The sequence below is a fragment of the Streptomyces sp. NPDC025784 genome (genome assembly GCF_055558435.1).
Genome location: NZ_JBVHMN010000003.1, coordinates 343278 through 361947, shown reverse-complemented (window position 1 = coordinate 361947; position 18670 = coordinate 343278). Strand labels below are relative to the sequence as shown.

At 71.0% G+C, this 18670-nt stretch carries 12 protein-coding genes; 6 read left to right on the top strand and 6 right to left on the bottom strand.

Annotation, left to right across the window (positions count from 1 at the left end; translation table 11 throughout):
• Positions 1–23: 23 nt before the first annotated feature.
• The gene (locus ACZ4IF_RS11160; protein WP_467561584.1) at positions 24–2087 is read right to left on the bottom strand and encodes a PhoX family protein; all 2064 of its coding nucleotides are present in this window, start codon (positions 2085–2087) and stop codon (positions 24–26) included.
• A 231-nt stretch (positions 2088–2318) separates the two neighbouring features.
• Here ACZ4IF_RS11160 and ACZ4IF_RS11155 point away from each other — a divergent pair, with 231 nt between their 5' ends.
• The 5 genes from ACZ4IF_RS11155 to ACZ4IF_RS11135 all read left to right on the top strand — a co-directional run bounded on the left by ACZ4IF_RS11155 (position 2319) and on the right by ACZ4IF_RS11135 (position 10601).
• On the top strand, positions 2319–4130 hold the full coding sequence (locus ACZ4IF_RS11155; RefSeq protein WP_467561582.1) for a VWA domain-containing protein: 1812 nt from the start codon (positions 2319–2321) through the stop codon (positions 4128–4130).
• A 163-nt stretch (positions 4131–4293) separates the two neighbouring features.
• Positions 4294–6009: a methionine--tRNA ligase gene (metG, locus tag ACZ4IF_RS11150; RefSeq protein WP_467561580.1), complete on the top strand. Its 1716-nt coding sequence runs from the start codon at positions 4294–4296 to the stop codon at positions 6007–6009.
• Between the two features lie 198 nt (positions 6010–6207).
• Positions 6208–6573 (top strand): PH domain-containing protein, encoded by a 366-nt coding sequence (locus ACZ4IF_RS11145; RefSeq protein ID WP_028799306.1) that lies wholly within the window; start codon positions 6208–6210, stop codon positions 6571–6573.
• 135 nt (positions 6574–6708) lie between these two features.
• Positions 6709–9921 carry an FG-GAP repeat domain-containing protein gene (locus ACZ4IF_RS11140; RefSeq protein ID WP_467561578.1) on the top strand — a complete coding sequence of 1071 codons (3213 nt, stop codon included), beginning with the start codon at positions 6709–6711 and terminating at the stop codon, positions 9919–9921.
• A 203-nt stretch (positions 9922–10124) separates the two neighbouring features.
• Positions 10125–10601, top strand: coding sequence for a hypothetical protein (locus ACZ4IF_RS11135; protein ID WP_467561576.1), 477 nt, complete (start codon positions 10125–10127; stop codon positions 10599–10601).
• 68 nt (positions 10602–10669) lie between these two features.
• Here ACZ4IF_RS11135 and ACZ4IF_RS11130 read toward each other — a convergent pair whose 3' ends face one another.
• On the bottom strand, positions 10670–11623 hold the full coding sequence (locus ACZ4IF_RS11130; protein ID WP_467561574.1) for an intradiol ring-cleavage dioxygenase: 954 nt from the start codon (positions 11621–11623) through the stop codon (positions 10670–10672).
• Positions 11624–11739: 116 nt separating this feature from the next.
• Complete coding sequence (aspS, locus tag ACZ4IF_RS11125) at positions 11740–13503, bottom strand: aspartate--tRNA ligase (protein WP_359489140.1); 1764 nt, start codon at positions 13501–13503, stop codon at positions 11740–11742.
• A gap of 154 nt (positions 13504–13657) precedes the next feature.
• Here aspS and ACZ4IF_RS11120 point away from each other — a divergent pair, with 154 nt between their 5' ends.
• A complete protein-coding gene (locus tag ACZ4IF_RS11120) occupies positions 13658–15847 on the top strand; it encodes an ATP-binding SpoIIE family protein phosphatase (protein ID WP_467561571.1) in 2190 nt (729 codons plus the stop codon).
• A gap of 21 nt (positions 15848–15868) precedes the next feature.
• On the opposite strand, the gene ACZ4IF_RS11115 is transcribed toward ACZ4IF_RS11120, so the two are convergent.
• The 3 genes from ACZ4IF_RS11115 to ACZ4IF_RS11105 form a co-directional block, all read right to left on the bottom strand.
• Positions 15869–16924 (bottom strand): AI-2E family transporter, encoded by a 1056-nt coding sequence (locus tag ACZ4IF_RS11115; protein WP_467561569.1) that lies wholly within the window; start codon positions 16922–16924, stop codon positions 15869–15871.
• A gap of 124 nt (positions 16925–17048) precedes the next feature.
• Positions 17049–18017, bottom strand: a complete 969-nt coding sequence (locus ACZ4IF_RS11110; protein ID WP_467561567.1) for a pirin family protein — start codon at positions 18015–18017, stop codon at positions 17049–17051.
• 142 nt (positions 18018–18159) lie between these two features.
• The gene (locus tag ACZ4IF_RS11105) at positions 18160–18651 is read right to left on the bottom strand and encodes an SseB family protein (RefSeq protein ID WP_028799312.1); all 492 of its coding nucleotides are present in this window, start codon (positions 18649–18651) and stop codon (positions 18160–18162) included.
• Positions 18652–18670: the final 19 nt, after the last annotated feature.

Here is an 18670-nt window from a genome sequence, read left to right as displayed (position 1 = left end):
CCCCGGATTCACCGGGGCGTCCCTCAGATCCCGATGTCGCATCCGTCCGCGCGCCACACGGCCACGACCGCCGGGCGGACGATCTTCCCGGGACCGTCGGGCCAGACGCTCGCCGGCTTCTCGACGGACGCGCCGTCTACCTCGCCCGGGTGCTGGACGGCGACCAGCACGCGCCGGTCCTGGACGAGCGGGCCGCAGGTCTCCGCGCCGGTCGGGACCGTCAGGAACTGCTTCAGCTCACCGCGCCGGTCACCCCTGGTCGCCACCCCGAACAGGCCGTCGTGCGAGCCGAGCTGGTTGCCGTCGGTAGAGATCCACAGATTGCCGTGCGGGTCGAACGCCACGTTGTCCGGGCACGAGATCGGGCTGACCCGGTCCTTCGGGAAGCCCGCGAAGTACGTGGCGGGGTCCGCCGGGTCGCCCGCGACGAGGAACAGCGACCAGCCGAAACGCGTGCTGTCGGCGCGGCCCCGGGCCTCGGTCAGCTCCAGGATGTGGCCGTGCTTGTTGGCGTTGCGCGGGTTGGCCTCGTCGGCGGGCGCGGAGCCCGCCTTGCCACGGTTGGTGTTGTTCGTCAGTACGACGTACACCTTGCCGGTGTGCGGGGAGGGCTGGATGTCCTCGGGCCGGTCCATCTTGGTGGCGCCGACCTTGTCACCGGCGAGCCGGGTGAAGACGAAGACCTCCTCGGCCGTCATCCCGTCGACGTGCGAGACGGCACCGCGCGCCGTCGCGGTCGCCAGCGGGATCCACTCGCCGCTGCCGTCGAACTCGCCGTCCGCGGGGAGCTTCCCGCTGCCGTCGACGTCGGCGGCCGGGGAGTCGCCGGTGAGCCGGGCGACGTACAGCGTGCCCTCGTCGAGGAGGGAGAGGTTGTGCTCGCGGTCGGCCCGGGAGCCGCCCCGGCGCATCCGCTTGCTGCCGACGAACTTGTAGAAGTAGTCGAAGCGCTCGTCGTCACCGGTGTAGACGACGGGACGGCCGTCCTCCGTCAGCCGCACGGTCGCCGCCTCGTGCTTGAAGCGTCCGAGCGCGGTGCGCTTGCGCGGAGTGGAGGTCGGGTCGTACGGGTCGAACTCCACGACGTAGCCGAACCGGTGCACCTCGTTCGGCTCCTGGGCGATGTCGAAGCGCTTGTCGAAACGCTCCCACTTGCGTTCGGTGGCGCCCGTGCCGATCCCGTACCGCTTGTCGGTGGCGCGGGAGCCGTTGGCGAAGTACTGGTTGAAGTTCTCCTCGCCGTGCAGCGTGGTGCCCCAGGGGGTGGTGCCGCCCGAGCAGTTGTTGAGCGTGCCGAGGACCTTGCGGCCGGTCGGGTCGGCGGAGGTCTTCAGCAGGTCCGAGCCCGCGGCCGGGCCGGTGAGCCGGAACTCGGTGGTCGCGGTGACCCGGCGGTTGAGGTGGTGCCGGGGGACGGCCGTCAGCCTGCCGGTGCGGTGGTCGCCCTCCACGACGACGGCGGACAGTCCATGCGCGGCCCAGGCGATCTCGGCCTGCTCGCGGGTCGGGTTCTCCGCGTCGTACCCGCGGAACATCAGGATCTCGTCGGTGTACTCGTGGTTGGCGACGAGGAGCCGGCGGCCCCGCTCGCCGGGCAGCGGCAGGAGGGCCAGGAAGTCGTTGTTGTAGCCGAACTGGCCGGCCTGGGCCGCGGCGGTCTGGTTCTCGGGGTCGAAGGCGGGAGCACCACGCAGGATGGGCTCTCCCCAGCGGATGACGACGTTCTGCCGGTACCCGTCGGGGATCGTCACGGCGTCCTCGGCGTTGGGCGCGACCGGCGCGAAACGCAGCCCGCGCGCCCCTTTTTCGCCCTTGTGCGCCGAAACATCCGGCGCCGCGGCGGCCTGCGGGGCTCCGGTGCCGACGACGGCCGCGCCGGTCGCCGTGGCCACGGTGACGACGGCCGCGGCCCGCATCACCGAGCGGCGGCTGAGCGCACCGGCGATCACGTCGCCGACGTACGCGTTGCCGCTGGTGTTGGGCACCTCGTGGAAGCAGGCGTCACCACAGCGGAACCGGCAGGTCATCGCGGACCGGCCGCCCGGATGCGAGCCGGGCGTTGCGATCAACGGCAGAGATCTGCGCACTTTACTCTCCCCATACGAACCCTTGGTGTGAGCGTGACGCTAAGGGGGCGTGTGTGCAGGAACGCGGCGACCGCATGAACGAAGAGTGAACCTGCGGGAGCCACAGGGGTGTTGACACGGCGCTCCGGCAGCTGTCCGCCCCTGCCCAAGATCGCCAGTCGCGGCCGCTAACCTTACGTGTCCGTCCTGGCCAGGGATTGACGGGATCAACTCACGCGAAGGGTTGCGCACATGGGCATTCTCACTCTCCTGCGGAATGCGTTCGGCCGCTCACGCAAGGGTCGTGACGCCGACGCGGAGACCTCGCGAGAGGCCTCGGCTCCGGCCGTCCCGGCCCCCACCCAGGAGCCCGAGCCGGCCCCCGCCCCCGCCCAGGAGGCCGCCGAGCCGAGGATTCCGGCCCCGGCCTCCGAGCCCGAGCCCTCCGTGGTGGACGACCTGGTCTCGGCGGCCTTCGACAACGTGACGGTCCCGAAGCAGTCCCAGCCGACACCTCAGCCGGAACCGTCCCCCGAGCCGAAGCCGGTGGCCGAGGCGAAGCCTGCGGCAGAGCCGGAGCCGGTGGCCGAGGTCGAGCCCGAGCCGGTGGCCGAGACGAAGCCTGCCGCGGAGCCCGAGGCGACGGCCGAGGCCGCGCCGGTCGCCGAAGCGACGCCCGTTGCCGAGCCGGCGGCCGAGGTCAAGGCCGAGCCGGAGCCGGAGCCGACGCCGGAACCGGCGGCCGAAGCCGAGCCGACCACCGAGGCAGAGCCCGCAGCCGAACCGGAGCCGGTCGCTGCGACCGAACCCGCGGCCGAAGCGACGCCCGCCGTCGAGCCCGAGCCGGTGGCCGAAGCCGAGCCGACCACCGAGCCGGAGCCCGCGACCGAGCCCGAGGCGGCTGCCGAGCCCGAGGCGGTCGCGGAAGCGGGACCCGCAGTCGAGCCCGAGGCGGTCGCCGCGGCGGAGCCGGAGGCGGAAGTCGAGGTCGAGCCCGAGGCGGTCGCCGCGGCGGAGGCCGAGGTCGAGGCGGAGACCGAGGCCGAGCCGGTCGCCGCGGCGGAGGCCGAGGTCGAGGCGGAGACCGAGGCCGAGCCGGAGTCGGCTCCGGAACCGGCGGCTGCGGCCGAGCCGGTCGCCGAAGCGACGCCGGAACCCGTGGCCGCGGCCGCCGACGGCGAGAAGACCCCACAGGCCCGACCCGCACCCGAGCAGGATGCCGGCACGGGTGGTGCGGGTGGGAACGACGAGGCCGAAGGCGAAGCCGAGGCCGCCCAGCCCGCAACGCCGGCCCCGTCCCCCACGGCCGAGGAGCAGCCGACCCCCGCGACAGAGGCGGAGCCCGCGGCAGAGGCACCTGCAGCCGACCCGGAGCCGCAGACCGGGTCCGAGCCCGCCGCCACGGCGCCCCGCGTCAGGGCCGAGGCCCCGGCCCTCACCGCCGCGTACAACGAGGCAGGCACCGCCCTCGGGAAGCGGGACCTCACCGGCACCCGAGCCCGCGTCTACCTCGTCCTCGACCGCTCCGCGTCGATGCGCGGGTACTACAAGGACGGCTCCGCCCAGGCCCTCGGCGAGCAGGCCCTCGCCCTCGCCGCCCACCTGGACCCGGAGTCGACGGTCCACGTGGTGTTCTTCTCCACGGAGCTGGACGGCACCGGCGAACTGACCCTCGCCGAGCACGAGAACAAGGTCGACGAGCTGCACGCGGCCCTGGGCCGCATGGGCCGCACGAGCTACCACGCGGCGGTGCAGGAAGTGCTCTCCCAGCACGAGAAGCACGGCTCGGACGCCGGCACCCCGCTCCCCGCCCTGGTGATCTTCCAGACGGACGGCGCTCCGGACGCGAAGACCCCGGCCACCCAGTCCCTCACCGAGGCGGCGAAGGACCACCCTTCCGTGTTCTTCTCCTTCGTGGCGTTCGGCGAGCACGACAACAAGGCCTTCGACTACCTCCGCAAGCTGAAGACCGGGAACACGGCCTTCTTCCACGCGGGCCCGGCCCCGCGCGAGCTGACGGACGCCGAGCTCTACGACGGCGTACTGGAGAACTGGCGGCCGTAGCCCTCCACGCCCCCGGACACCAGGCCGCCCGCTTCCCACCCCTCAAAACGGGAAGCGGGCGGCCCACCCATGTCGGCTACGATTTCAAGGTTCACAGAAGACGACCCGCCGACCCGAAAAGCGACGGACGTCACTCCGCGTAGCGACTTGGGAGCAGCCCGCGATGGCTCGACACCTCATCACCAGCGCCCTTCCGTACATCAACGGGATCAAGCACCTGGGCAACATGGTGGGGTCCATGCTCCCGGCGGACGTGTACTCCCGGTACCTCCGCCAGCGCGGCCACGACGTCCTGTACATCTGCGCGACGGACGAGCACGGCACCCCGGCCGAGCTGGCCGCGAAGGAGCAGGGCCTGCCGGTCGACGAGTTCTGCGCGCAGGCGCACGACGCGCAGAAGGCGGTGTACGACGGCTTCGAGCTGGCCTTCGACTACTTCGGCCGCAGCTCCAGCGCGGAGAACCGCGACATCACCCAGCACTTCGCCCGCCGCCTGAACGAGAACGGCTTCATCGAGGAGCGCGCGATCCGCCAGGTGTACTCGCCTGCGGACGGCCGCTTCCTGCCGGACCGCTATGTGGAGGGCACCTGCCCGCACTGCGGCTACGACAAGGCGCGGGGCGACCAGTGCGAGAACTGCACGCGTGTCCTGGACCCGACCGACCTGATCAACCCGCGCTCGGCGATCTCCGGCTCGACGGACCTGGAGGTCCGGGAGACGAAGCACCTCTTCCTCCTCCAGTCCAAGCTCCAGCACGAGGTCGAGGAGTGGGTGTCCCGTCACGAGGCCGACTGGCCGCAGCTGGCCTCCTCCATCGCCCGCAAGTGGCTGAACGAGGGCCTGCACGACCGGGCGATCACCCGTGACCTGGACTGGGGCGTGCCGGTCCCGGCCGACACCTGGCCCGAGCTCGCGGCGGAGGGCAAGGTCTTCTACGTCTGGTTCGACGCCCCGATCGAGTACATCGGTGCGACGAAGGAGTGGGCGGACCAGGACCCGGAGAACCGCGACTGGAAGTCGTGGTGGTACGACGTGGACACCACCGTGCGCTACACGGAGTTCATGGCGAAGGACAACGTGCCCTTCCACACCGTCATGTTCCCGGCCACCGAGCTGGGCGTGCGCGAGCCGTGGAAGAAGGTCGACTACGTCAAGGCGTTCAACTGGCTGACGTACTACGGCGGGAAGTTCTCCACGTCGCAGAAGCGGGGCGTCTTCACCGACCAGGCCCTGGAGATCCTGCCCGCCGACTACTGGCGCTACTTCCTGATCGCCAACGCCCCGGAGTCGGACGACTCGTCGTTCACCTGGGAGCACTTCACGGCCACGGTCAACAAGGACCTCGCCGACACCCTCGGCAACTTCGTCAACCGCGTGCTGTCCTTCTCGAAGAAGCGCTTCGGCGAGGAGGTCCCGGCGGGCGCCGCGGCCGGTGCGGCGGAGGCGAAGCTCGGCGAGGAGATCGCGGGCCTGCTGGCCGAGTACGAGACCCAGATGGAGGCCCTCCAGTTCCGCAAGGCGGCGGCCGCGCTGCGCGCCCTGTGGTCGGCCGGCAACTCCTACCTGGAGGAGAAGGCCCCCTGGCTGGAGATCAAGACCGACCCGGAGGGCGCGGCACTGACCCTGCGCACGGCGATGAACCTGATCCACCTGTACTCGGTGGTCTCCGAGCCCTTCATCCCGGCCTCCTCCAAGGCCATGCGCACGGCGTTCGCCCTCCAGGACGACACGGCGGCGTGGGTGACCCAGGACGAGGCGAAGTCCCTCGACTCGGTGCCCGCGGGTACCCCGTTCACCGTCCCGCCGGTCCTCTTCGCCAAGCTCACGGACGAGGACCTGGAGACGTACAAGGAGCGCTTCGGCGGCGCCCCGGAGTAGCAGCGGCGGCCGGTGGGCCCAGGCCCGGGAACGAGCAGTTCCCGGGCCTTCCGCATTCCCGGAGCAGGACAAACGGAACCCCCTCCTCCTCTGTGCCTGCGTCTCCTTCGGGCGGTATACATTGCGAAGATCATGTGAAGCCATTGGCTCACTGGGACACGAGTGGACGAGTGCGTCCACTGAGTGGGGGGTTCATCCATGGCGCTCTTCGGAAACGCGCACACCGTCGACCCGGCGTCGGCACAGCAGGACTTCGCACGCCTGCTCGGCCAGAACGAGCAGGTCCACGCCGCGTACCAGCTGATACGCGACACCATCCTGTTCACCGACCGCCGACTGCTCCTCGTCGACAAGCAGGGCATCACCGGCAAGAAGGTGGAGTACCACTCCATCCCGTACCGCAGCGTCACCCACTTCGCGGTGGAGACGGCCGGCACCTTCGATCTCGACGCCGAACTCAAGATCTGGGTCTCGGGCACTGCGGCGCCCATCGAGAAGACGTTCACCAAGGGCGTCGACATCTACGAGGTCCAGGCGATCCTCACCCAGTTCGTGGCGAAGTAGCACCGCCCGGCGGGCGGGCCGGTCCCGGCCCGCCTGCGCCTGTACGGCGCCTCCCCGCGAGGACCCCGTCGGCCCTTGCTAGCATCCGCACACTTGTGCGAGGGCGGGGGCCCTCGCGGGGAGGGAACAGTTCACGTGGGCAGACACGCCCCGAGACGGCGCGGCCCGGCCGCCCTCGTCTCCACACTCGCGGTCGCCTTGGCGGCCGGCACCATCACCCTGTTCGCCGGCACTCCGGACGGCGCCGGCAGCGCGTCGGCCACCGCGGTGGCCGGATCGGCGGGGACGACAGAGATCCTGCTGGACGATCCGAGCAGCGACACCCCGCGCTCCGACCGGCTGCTCTCCGCGGGCAGGACCGGGTTCCTGCACCGTCAGGCCGGGGTCGCGGGCCTGCTGTGGACGAACTACGAGGACGGCACCACCGTCACCGTGCAGGGGCCGACCGGCGTCTACAAGCCGACCACCACCACCTGCTGGGACATCCAGCTGCGCTGCGCCTCGGGCATGTACGGGCAGGCCGCCGACACCGTGGCCCTGCCGCACGCCTCCTACGGCGACCCGGTGTCCCTGTGGAGCCCGGACGGCAGCGCGCTGCGGACCGTCGACCTGAGCCAGTCGGCCGACTACGTGGGCACCTACGGGGACACGCTCGTCACGGTCGAGCGGAACGGCGTCGTCGACGGCGAACAGCTCGACGGCTACTGGCTGCACCTCGTGGACCTCATCGACGGCAAGCAGCGCGACCGCGTGGTCGACGGCTACCCGGCCGAGGGTTCGTGGAACGTGAGCGCCGCGCGCACCGGCGACGAGAACGGCTTCCTCCTGGCCTACGCGATCCACGACGGCAACGGCGACGTCGAGTCGTACACCGTCAGCTACCTCGACTTCGCGACCGCGCAGCTCACACCGGTCTTCACCGGCCTGGACGCCTCCCCGGAACCGGTGCTCACCGACGACCACGTCGGCTGGTACACGGAGTCCGCCGGACTGCACCTCAAGCCGCGCGGCGACCTCCTCGCCGAGGAGACCGTCCCGGTGGCGGGCAAGGAGATCGCCGGCTCGCCCGTCCCCGTCGTCGTCGGCGACTGGCTGGTCCTCGGTGTGTCCGGGGCCGGCGTCACGGCCGTGTCCCTGACCGACGGCACCGAGAAGACGCTGCTGACCCGGTCCTACGGGAACCCGCTGGCCACCCCCGAGGGCGACGCCCTCGTCACCGGCGGCACCGGCGCGGCGGACTGGTGGGTCCAGCGCGTCGGCCTCTCCGCCGACGGCACCCCGCGGCTGGAGAAGGTGCGCAAGGTGGTGCCGTACGAGAACGCCAAGACGGGCCTGGCGCTCAGCCGCGGCAGCCTGCGCGTGGCGGAGGACAGCACGAGCAGCACCTCGGACACCACGACCGTGCGCACGCTCACGACGAACGGCAGCACCGAACTGACCGCGTCCGCGCCCAGGACCGGCGACTCGGTGCAGCCCGTGTGCCCGTACCCGGGCACCACCTGTGCCGCGATGTGGGGCAACAGCGGCACGGCTCCCGAGGACGTCTACCTCGACACCTTCTACGACGGTGACGAGGGGGGCAGCGGACTGGAGAACGCCGACCGGCTGGTCGCCATCGGCGACGAATGGTCCAACGACACGCTGCAGTTCGGCACCACGGGCGGCTCCGTCGTCGACGTCTCCGACGGCTACGCCGTCTACAACTCCGGTGGCTCGACCCCGATGCAGTACATCGGCGAGTTCGGCTACGGCCAGCAGCTGAAGCGCTCGGTCCGGGCCGCGGCCCTGAACGGCTCGACGTTGTGGAGCGCCACCTCCACCACCGGCAAGCTCACCTCATACAGCCTGGCCGAGGAGAAGACCCTCTCCACCGTCACGGTCCCGGGCCTCGGCTGTGTGCCGAGCGAACTCCAGGCGGCGGGCCGCTGGGTGTACTGGTCGTGCCAGTCGGCCTCGGCCGGTGTGTACGACACCAAGGCCGGTACCTCGAAGGCCGTGCAGCCCGGTGACGTGCTGCTCGGCGACGGGTTCACCGTGCGGCACGACCACGCCACCGCGCAGCTCGTGCTGACCGAGGCGTCCACCGGAGCCACCCGCGTGATCACCTCGGACGTCCCGGGCACCGGTCCGGCCACGGACCGCCGCTACCGGTGGACCGTCGACGAGTACACGGGTCTGGTCGCCTGGATCGACACGTTCCAGCAGACGCACGTCGCCACCACCGGCATCACGCCGTCCGCGACGACCGCCTTCCGCAGCGAGGCCGGCGGCTACGTCGAGCCGGGCGCCTCCACCGCCTGGACCGGCGACTGGCAGCTGTCCCGCCCGGTCACCTCCTGGTCGCTGACCTTCACCTCGGTGCAGAGCGGTGCGACCGGCAGGGCCACCCGTACGCTCACCGGCGGCGCGGTCCCCGCCCGGCTCTCCGCGAACTGGAACGGCAAGACCTCCGGCGGCGTCCACTTCCCCAACGGTGAGTTCACCTGGACGCTGAAGGCGACCGGCCTGGGCACCTCGGCCCCGGTCACGGTGACGTCCGGCGAGGGCTTTCTGCTCAGGGGAGCCGCGGTACGCCACGACTTCGGCAGCGTCGACGGCCCGGACGGCAGGGGTGACCTGCTCACCCTGAACTCCTCCGGCGGACTGACCGTCCAGCAGGGCACCGGAAAGGGCACCTTCGGCAGCAAGACCACCGGCACCGGCTGGGCCACCTCCATCAAGGCGGTCCCCTTCGGCGACATGAACGGCGACCGCTGCAACGACGTCCTCGTACGCCTGAGCAGCGGGGCCCTGCGCCTGTACAAGCCGGGCTGCAACGCCGCCGTCAAGCCGACGACGTCGTACACGACGCTCGCCACGAGCGGCTGGACGCAGTACGACGTCCTGACCTCTCCCGGCGACATGACCGGCGACGGCCGCCCGGACCTCATCGCGCGCACCGCGTCGACCGGGACCGTCTACCTGTACAAGGGCACGAGCGACGGCAAGCTCGCCACCCGCGTGAAGCTCTACGACAACTGGAAGGGCTACAAGAAGATCGTCGGCGCCGGCGACCTCGACGGCGACGGCATCGGCGACCTGCTCGCCCAGGACACCTCCAACACCCTCTACCGCTACCACGGCAAGGGGGACGGCACCTTCGCCGCCCGCGTGAAGCTGTTCGGCGACTGGGGCGGCTCCTACAACGCCGTCGTCGGCGTCGGCGACATCACCGACGACGGCAAGGCCGATCTGGTCTCCCGCGACAGCAGCGGAAACCTGTACCGCAACAGCGGCGACGGCAAGGGATCCTTCGGCTCCCGCACGAAGATCGCGACCGGGTGGAGCGGCTACAAGTTCCTCTCCTGACGGGCACGCACATCGGCCGGGGCGCCCGGGACTTCATGTCCCGGGCGCCCCTGTCGTCGCCGCTCGTCCTCCCGCCCGCCGAGCCGGTGACGGGCCACCCGGGTGCCCGTGACGGCCCGGAGGGAACGTGCGCGGTCCGCTCCTCCGGATCCGGAGTGGACCCCGGCGCTGGCATGTCCGCGCTCACCCGTATGGTTTCCGCCATGGCAGTCCCCGAGGTCATCCCGATCGCCTACGAGCCGAAGCACCGCACCGAGACCATCGGCCGGTACGCGGACGGTCAGTTCCTGGCATCGATCACGTACGCCTTCCCGGAAGGCTTCCGTCCCGACGACGGCTGGGAAGAGCACAAACGCCTCTACACGGTGCTCCACACCTTCGACGTCGAGGGCCGGTACCGCGACTCGGAGATCTGGTGCGCGGGCACCTGGGCCGAGCAGCAGCGCAATCCCGACGGCGACGACTCGGTCCTCGCGCAGGCCCGGATCCACCTGGCGAAACTGCTGCGCAGCCTGCCCCGCCGCTCGTACACGGACATCGCCGTCCGCCCCTTCCAAGTCACTGTCGACGGCGTGCTCTTCGGCCTGCTGAGCGGATCGGACGAGGACGGCGACTGGGCCGAGCTCTACCCGGACCGGCTCGGCTTCGGCGAGCCGTGGGACGGCACCTACGACACCTGAGCGGCCGGGGTGAGGGGCCGCCCGGGGCACCGCGCGGCCCAGGACGGCCCCGAGTTCCGCGGACGGCGCTACGAGGCCGACGCCGACGCGCTCGGCTGGGTGTCCGTGCTGTCGTGGGTCTCGTCCGGGGCGACACCCATCGTCAGGTGCGCGTGGACGCCCTTGGCGATGTTCCTCCTGCTGTAGTCGAGGTGGAGAAGACCGCCCGCGTGCCCGTTCTGGGGGTAGATCGTGTCCTCGGTGAGGGTTGTGCGCGTGGTGGTGTTCGTCGAGTACGGGGCCACCTCGGCCGCGGCCAGGACCGACTTCTCGTCGAAGAAGAGCTGGCCGGTGTGACAGGTGTGGCCGCCCTCGTAGCCCGCGTCGGTCCAGGTGCCGTCCACGTGGACCTTGACGTGGATGTGCACGCAGCGGCCCTGGTACCAGCCCGGGAAGACGGTCTTGAAGGTGACGTAGCCGTGCTTGTCGGTCTTCCAGGTGCCGCGCAGATAGCGCTCGTCGTCGGTGGGTTCGGAGTGGCCGCCGCCACCGGAGGGACCGCCGGACGGGGGCTCGCCGGTCGGGGTGCCGGTGGGTGTCCCTGAGGGTGCGTCGGTGGGGGCACCCGTCGGGGCGCCGCCGCCTCCGCCGCTGCCCATCGACTCGTATCCGGAGTAGACGCCCAGTGCGGTGCAGTGCCAGATGTCGACCGCCGCGTTCCTGACGGGCTTGCAGGTCTCGGCGTCGATCACCTTGAGCTTGAGGGTCATGGGGATGCCCTCCTGGTCCTCGGTGATGTCCTGGCGGATCTTGTCCGCGTCGATGTAGTACGGACCCTCGGTGGTCTCCGAGGTCAGCGTGTAACAGGTCTCGGCGCTCGACGAGCCGGCCGCGGCGGAGGTGCCGGAGGCCGTCTCGCCCGCGAACGCGTTCACGGCGATGCCGCCGCCCACGCCCACGGCCGCCACGGCCGCTCCACCTGCGACGACGACCTTGCGTCGCGTCATATTCCGTTTGTGCGCGGGTCCTTGGGTCTCAGTCATGAACCGGACCGTAGGGTTCCCACCTGTCAGCAGCATGGGTGGGAACTGTGGTTCTGCAAGGCCACGCAGAATGGCCCGGAACCGACGTCGGTTCCGGGCCACTCGGGTGCTGGGGCCTACTTCGGCTGCGGCTTCCGCACCGAGAGGCTCAGCTCGCGCAGACGGGTCTCGTCGAGCTCCGTGGGCGCGCCCATCATCAGGTCCTGCGCGTTGCCGTTGAGCGGGAACGCGATCGTCTCGCGGATGTTCGGCTCGTCCGCGAGGAGCATGACGATGCGGTCCACGCCCGGGGCGATACCGCCGTGCGGCGGGGCGCCGAAGCGGAAGGCGCGGAGCATGCCCGCGAACTGCTCCTCGACGGTCTCACGGTCGTAGCCCGCGATCTCGAAGGCCTTGAGCATGATGTCGGGCTCGTGGTTCCGGATCGCGCCGGAGGACAGCTCCACGCCGTTGCAGACGATGTCGTACTGCCAGCCGAGGATGTCCAGCGGGTCCTGGGTCTCCAGGGCCTCCAGACCGCCCTGCGGCATCGAGAACGGGTTGTGCGAGAAGTCGATCTTGCCGGTGTCCTCGTCCTTCTCGTACATCGGGAAGTCGACGATCCAGCAGAACCGGAAGACGTCCTCCTCGAAGTGCCCGGCACGCTTGGCGGCCTCGACGCGCACCGCGCCCATGATCTTCGAGACCTCGTCGAACTCGCCCGCGCCGAAGAACACCGCGTGGCCGGCCGCCAGGGACAGGCGCTTGGTCAGCTCGGCGACGTTCTCCTCGGTGAGGAACTTCGCGATCGGACCCGTCAGCGAGCCGTCCTCGGCGACGCGGATCCAGGCCAGGCCCTTCGCGCCCAGGGTGACGGCGAAGTCACCGAGCTGGTCGAAGAACTTACGGGGCTGCGCGGAGACGTCCGGCACGGGCAGGGCACGCACGTGCTTGCCCGCGAACGCCTTGAACTCCGAGCCCTCGAAGATGTCGGTGATGTCGACGAGCTCCAGCTGGGCGCGCAGGTCCGGCTTGTCGGAGCCGTACTTCAGCATCGCCTCGCGGAACGGGATGCGCGGGAACGGGGACGTCACATGACGGCCGTTGCCGAACTCCTCGAACAGCTCGGTCATCAGCTTCTCGATCGGCTGGAAGACGTCCTCCTGCTCGACGAACGACATCTCGACGTCGAGCTGGTAGAACTCGCCCGGCGAGCGGTCCGCGCGGGCGTCCTCGTCGCGGAAGCAGGGCGCGATCTGGAAGTAGCGATCGAAGCCGGAGATCATCAGCAGCTGCTTGAACTGCTGCGGGGCCTGCGGCAGGGCGTAGAACTTGCCCGGGTTGAGACGGGAGGGCACCACGAAGTCGCGCGCGCCCTCGGGGGAGGTGGCGCTGAGGATCGGGGTCGCCATCTCGTTGAAGCCGAGCGCCGTCATCTTGTGACGGATCGCCGAGATCACCGCCGTACGCAGCAGGATGTTGCGGTGCATGCGCTCGCGGCGCAGGTCGAGGAAGCGGTACTCCAGGCGCCGCTCCTCGTTGACGCCGTCCTCGGCGTTGATCGTGAAGGGCAGCGGCTGGGCGGCGCCGAGCAGCTCGACCTCGCCGACCTCGACCTCGATCTCGCCGGTGGGCAGGTCGGGGTTCACGTTCTCCGCGCCGCGCGAGACCACCTTGCCGTCGACGCGGACGGTGGACTCCTTGGAGACCTTGTCCAGGGCCTCGTAGGCGGGCGTACCGGGGCGGGCGACGAGCTGCGTGATGCCGTAGTGGTCGCGCAGATCGATGAAGAGGATGCCGCCCAGGTCTCGGCGATTGTGCAGCCAGCCGCTCAGCCGGACGTCGCTCTCGACGTCAGAGGCGCGGAGCTCGCCGCAGGTGTGGGACCTGTACCGATGCATCGTCGTTCATCCAGTCTTCGCGGATCGGGGTCTGTTTCACGTGAAACGTCCTGGGCCGGGGCCCGGACCCCCCAAGGGTACCGGGCACCCCAAGATCGCCACTCCCCAATACTCTCGGTGGCAGGCAGCGATCACCTCTTCTTACAGTGGGGCCATGCGCACTGGTGAGCCCCTGCCCGGCGTGGGGGATGTCCTCGCCGCCCTCGCGACCGGCCTGTGGCGCTGGGACAACGCCGCCGGTCTGGTCACCTTCGACGCAGAGGCCGCCCGGCTGATCGGCCTGCCCGCGGAGCCGGCGACACTCACCGAGGCGGGCGCGCGCTCCCATTTCCACCCCGTCGACTGGAACGAGATCGACGGGGTCGTCCAGCTCGCCGTCGCCGAGGACACCCTGGCCGAGGCCCGGATGCGGATCATGGACGGGCACGGCCGGGTGCTCCGCACCGTCCGCAGCCGCTCCAAGCCGATCGTGGACCCGAAGACCGGCGAGTTCGAGCTCATCGGCACCCTCCAGGAGGTCTCCGAGCAGCCGCCGGGCGCCGCCGCGCGCACCCCGGTCACCGGCGACTGGCGCCGCTCGCGGGAGGCGTTCCTGCTGGACGCCGGCCGTGCGCTGGCCGAGGCCCGGTCGACGGCCGAGGTGCTGCGGGTCGCGGCCGGCCTGTCCATGCCCGGGTTCTCCCCCGACGGACTGGCCGTCTTCGGCGCCGAGGGCGACCGGCTGACCGTCATCGGCCACCACGGTCACCAGCCGGGGGCCGAGAGCCCCTTCTCGCACATGGCGCTGGCCACCGACTACCCGGCCGCGGAGGTCGTCCGCACGGGCCGTGCCGTCTACCTGTCCTCGCCCGACGACTACCGGGACCGCTATCCGGTCTCCTGGCCGCTCGCCAAGCACTTCGGACGGCACTCCTGGGCGTTCCTGCCGCTGACCGTCGCGGGCCGCACCATGGGGGCGTGGATGGCGGCCTTCACGTACCCCGTCAGCTTCACGCCCGACGAGCGTTCGGTCCTCACGACCGTCGCCCGCATGCTCGCGCAGGCCCTCTCACGTGCCGGGGCCGCCGAGACCGAGCGGGCACTCACCGACGGCCTGCAACGCTCGATGATGCCCACGCTGGGCCCCCGGACACCGGGCATGACCATCGCCGCGCGCTATGTCCCCACCGGCGGCGGCCTCCAGGTCGGCGGCGACTGGTACGACATGATCCCGCTGCCCGGGGGGAGTGCCCGGACGAAGTCCGGCGGAGGCCGCTTCGCGCTGGTCATCGGCGACGTCCAGGGCCACGACGTCCGCGCGGCGGGCCTGATGGGCCAGCTGCGCATCGCGCTGCGCGCGTACGCCTCCGAGGGCCACCGCCCCGACGCGGTGCTCTCCCGGGCCTCACGCTTTCTGTACGGGGTCACCGACTCGGTGACCTACGGGTCGAGCGGCGGCGCCGACGACGGGGATCCCGACGACACCCGCTTCGCGACCTGCCTCTACGTCGAGGTCGACCCGGCGACCGGGACGCTCGACATCGCCCGCGCCGGGCACCCGGACCCCGCGATACGCATGGCCGACGGAACGGTGCTGATGCGGCCGACCGCGGGCGGGCTGCCGCTGGGCGTCGACCCGGACGCCGACTACCCCACGACCCGGCTCGTCCTGGAACCGGGCGAGACCATGCTGATCTGCACCGACGGGCTCATCGAGACCGGCGGTCACGACCTCGACACCGGCTGGCGCCGTATCCGCCGGGCCCTGGAGGCCCACGAGGGCGACATGGAGTCCCTGGCCGACGCGCTCGTCCAGGTCGTGCACGGGCCCTCCTCGCACCACACCACCGGGCCGCTCGCCGACCGGCGGGAGGACGACATCGCCGTCGTGCTGCTGTGCCGGCAGGGTCCGGGCTGCGGCTGCGACGACACCGTGACGCTCGCACCGCCGCCGGTGCGCCGCACCATGCTGACCGTGGCGCAGGCCGAGCCCGAGGCGATCGCCGGGGCCCGCCAGCAGCTGCGGGAGCTGCTCCACGACTGGGCCTGTGAGGATCAGTTCGACGGGGCGGTCCTGCTGGTCTCCGAACTGATCACGAACGTCCTGGTGCACACCGACACCGACGCGCTGGTCGTCGCCGAGGTGACGGGCGGCGCGGACGGACGGCGCCTGCGGGTGGAGGTCTCCGACGCGAGCGACGACCTGCCGCACCGGCGACACCCCGGGGAGCTGGCGTCCTCCGGGCGGGGGCTGGTGTTCGTGGAGCTCCTCGCGGACGCCTGGGGCGTGGATCCCAGAGGCGAGGGGAAGAGCATCTGGTTCGAATTCCACGAGGCCGGCGCGCAGCTCGCCGCAGACGGCTGAGGCCGGGCGCGGCGCGGGGACTCAGGACGCCTCGGAGGCCTCGGAGGCCTCTGCCCCGTAGCGCGTACGGAGTTCGTGCAGTACACCGAAGCCGGCCGCCGTCAGGGGCACGGCCAGCAGCATCCCGAGGATTCCCGCGACGGACGCGCCCGCCGTGATGGCCAGCATCACCACCGCGGGATGCATCTGCACGGTGCGGCTCTGGATCATCGGCTGGAGCACGTGCCCCTCCAGGACCTGCACGGCGAGGACGACGCCGAGGGCCCACAGCGCGATGACGAACCCGCGGTCGGCGAGCGCGACCAGCACCGCCACCGCGCCGGAGATGAACGCGCCGAGGTAGGGGATGTACGCCCCCACCAGCACGAGCGCGCCGAGTCCCACCGCGCCCGGCACCCGCAGGATCAGCAGTCCGACGGTGATGCACACGGCGTCGATGAGCGCGATGAGGGTCGTCCCGCGCATGAACCCCTCGACGGCCTGGAAGGCACGGCGGGCCATGGCCTCGACGACGTCGGCGGTGCCCCGCGGCGCGAGCGACCTGAGCGTTCCGGCCACCCGGTGCGAGTCCCGCAGGAAGAAGAAGACGAGCAGCAGGGCGAGTACGGCCACGGCGATGGTCTCGCCGACGACACTGACCCCGCTGATGACGTTGGACGCGGCCGTGCCGCCGAACTTGGTCAGCAGTTCCTTGGAGTTGGCCGCGAGGTCCTCCAGCGAGGTCCCGGCCGCGCCGAAGTGCTCGGCAAGGGACTTCCCGGCCTGCCTCAGCGAGGCGACGATCTGGTCGCCCGTGTCGATGAGCGCGGCGACGACGATGTAGATGGCGCCGCCGACGATCAGGACCACCGCGACACAGGTGAGTCCGGCGGCCAGCGACCGGTTGACCCGCATCCGCAGCAGCCGCCGGTACAGCGGGCCGAGCAGCGCGGTGCCCAGCAGGGCGAGCAGCACCGGGGTGACCGCCGTACGGAATTCCCCGCACAGCTGGATCCCGACCCACCCGACACCGGCGACGAGCAGGATCACGGCACACCAGGCGGCCAGCTTCCTGGCGCCTTCGGGGAGTAGCTGCACGGTGCCAGCCGATCACGCACCGGCCACGGCGTCGCCCCGGGACGTCCGAAAGGGGGAGGGCGGCAAGGGCTCGTCGCCCTTGCCGCCCTCCCGCCGTCCCGGAGCACGCCCCGGACGTCACGGTCTACAGCGTGCCGGACATCCCGTGCACCGCCGGGATGGTTCCCAGGCGGCCCTTCTGGAAGTCCTCGAAGGCCTGCTGGAGCTCCTCGCGGGTGTTCATCACGAAGGGGCCGTAGTGCGCCATGGGCTCACGGATCGGCTGCCCGCCGAGGAGGACGACCTCCAGGTCCGGCGTGTGGGCGTCCTGCTGCTCGTCGGCGCGCACGGTCAGCGCGCCGCCGGCGCCGAACACCGCGGTCTGGCCCATGTGGACCGGGCGGCGCTCCGTGCCGACCGAGCCCCGTCCGGCGAGGACGTAGGCGAGACCGTTGAAGTCCTCGCGCCACGGGAGCGTGATCTCCGCGCCGGGCGCCAGGGTCGCGTGGACCATGGTGATCGGCGTGTGCGTGATGCCCGGACCCTGGTGACCGTCGAGCTCACCGGCGATGACGCGCAGCAGCGCGCCGCCGTCGGGGGTGCTCAGCAGCTGGACCGTGCCACCCCGGATGTCCTGGTACCGCGGCGCCATCATCTTGTCCTTGGCCGGGAGGTTCACCCACAGCTGGAGGCCGTGGAAGAGGCCGCCGGACATGACGAGCGACTCCGGCGGGGCCTCGATGTGCAGGAGGCCCGAGCCCGCGGTCATCCACTGGGTGTCACCGTTGGTGATGGTGCCGCCGCCACCGTTGGAGTCCTGGTGGTCGAAGATCCCGTCGATGATGTAGGTCACGGTCTCGAAGCCGCGGTGGGGGTGCCAGGGGGTGCCCTTGGGCTCGCCCGGCGCGTACTCCACCTCGCCCATCTGGTCCATCATGATGAACGGGTCGAGGTGGCGGTAGTTGATCCCGGCGAACGCGCGGCGAACCGGGAAGCCCTCACCCTCGAAGCCACTGGGCGCCGTCGTCACGGTCAGCACGGGACGGGACACGGCGTCGGCCGGCGCGGCCACACGGGGCAGGGTCAGCGGGTTCTCGACGGTCACTGCAGGCATGGTCGGTACCTCCTTGTGGTCCGAGGTTAGTTGATTGTTGAACTTTCTGCCACCCCCAACGAACGACGCCCGGAGGGCATTCCCTCCGGGCGTCCGCGCGGCGGCTCCTCGCGGAGCCGGCCCTTCTTCTGCTGTCGTGCGGCTATCCGTACATCCGGCGCATCGCGAAGTCGACCATCTGCTCGACGGCCTTGGCGTCGAAGACCATGCGGTGCTCGCCCTCCATGTCGAGCACGAAGCCGTAGCCGGTGGGGAGGAGGTCGATCACCTCGGCACCGGTGATCACGAAGTACTTGGACTCCTTGCCGGCGTAGCGGCGCAGCTCCTTGAGGGAGGTGAACATGGGGATGACCGGCTGCTGGGTGTTGTGCAGCGCCAGGAATCCGGGATTGTCACCACGCGGGCAGTACACCTTCGACGTCGCGAAGACCTGCTGGAAGTCCTCCGCGGCCATCGAGCCCGTGGTGAAGGCGCGGACCGCGTCCGCGAGCGACGGCGGCGACGGCTCCGGGTAGAGCGGCGGCTGCTGGCCGTACCCGCCGGGCATCTGGCCACCCGGCATCTGTCCGGGGATGTTCCCCTGGGGCTGGGCATACCCCTGTTGGGCTCCCGCGTTCTGGTCATAGCCGTACATGCGTCAAAGAGTAGTGGGC

Bases quoted from the DNA above. Each gene is read 5' to 3' on its own strand.
- ACZ4IF_RS11145 (WP_028799306.1), top strand. From the start codon at position 6,208: ATGGCGCTCTTCGGAAACGCGCACACCGTCGACCCGGCGTCGGCACAG.
- ACZ4IF_RS11135 (WP_467561576.1), top strand. From the start codon at position 10,125: ATGGCAGTCCCCGAGGTCATCCCGATCGCCTACGAGCCGAAGCACCGC.
- aspS (WP_359489140.1), bottom strand. From the start codon at position 13,503: ATGCATCGGTACAGGTCCCACACCTGCGGCGAGCTCCGCGCCTCTGAC.
- ACZ4IF_RS11110 (WP_467561567.1), bottom strand. From the start codon at position 18,017: ATGCCTGCAGTGACCGTCGAGAACCCGCTGACCCTGCCCCGTGTGGCC.
- ACZ4IF_RS11130 (WP_467561574.1), bottom strand. From the start codon at position 11,623: ATGACTGAGACCCAAGGACCCGCGCACAAACGGAATATGACGCGACGC.
- metG (WP_467561580.1), top strand. From the start codon at position 4,294: ATGGCTCGACACCTCATCACCAGCGCCCTTCCGTACATCAACGGGATC.
- ACZ4IF_RS11155 (WP_467561582.1), top strand. From the start codon at position 2,319: ATGGGCATTCTCACTCTCCTGCGGAATGCGTTCGGCCGCTCACGCAAG.
- ACZ4IF_RS11105 (WP_028799312.1), bottom strand. From the start codon at position 18,651: ATGTACGGCTATGACCAGAACGCGGGAGCCCAACAGGGGTATGCCCAG.
- ACZ4IF_RS11120 (WP_467561571.1), top strand. From the start codon at position 13,658: ATGCGCACTGGTGAGCCCCTGCCCGGCGTGGGGGATGTCCTCGCCGCC.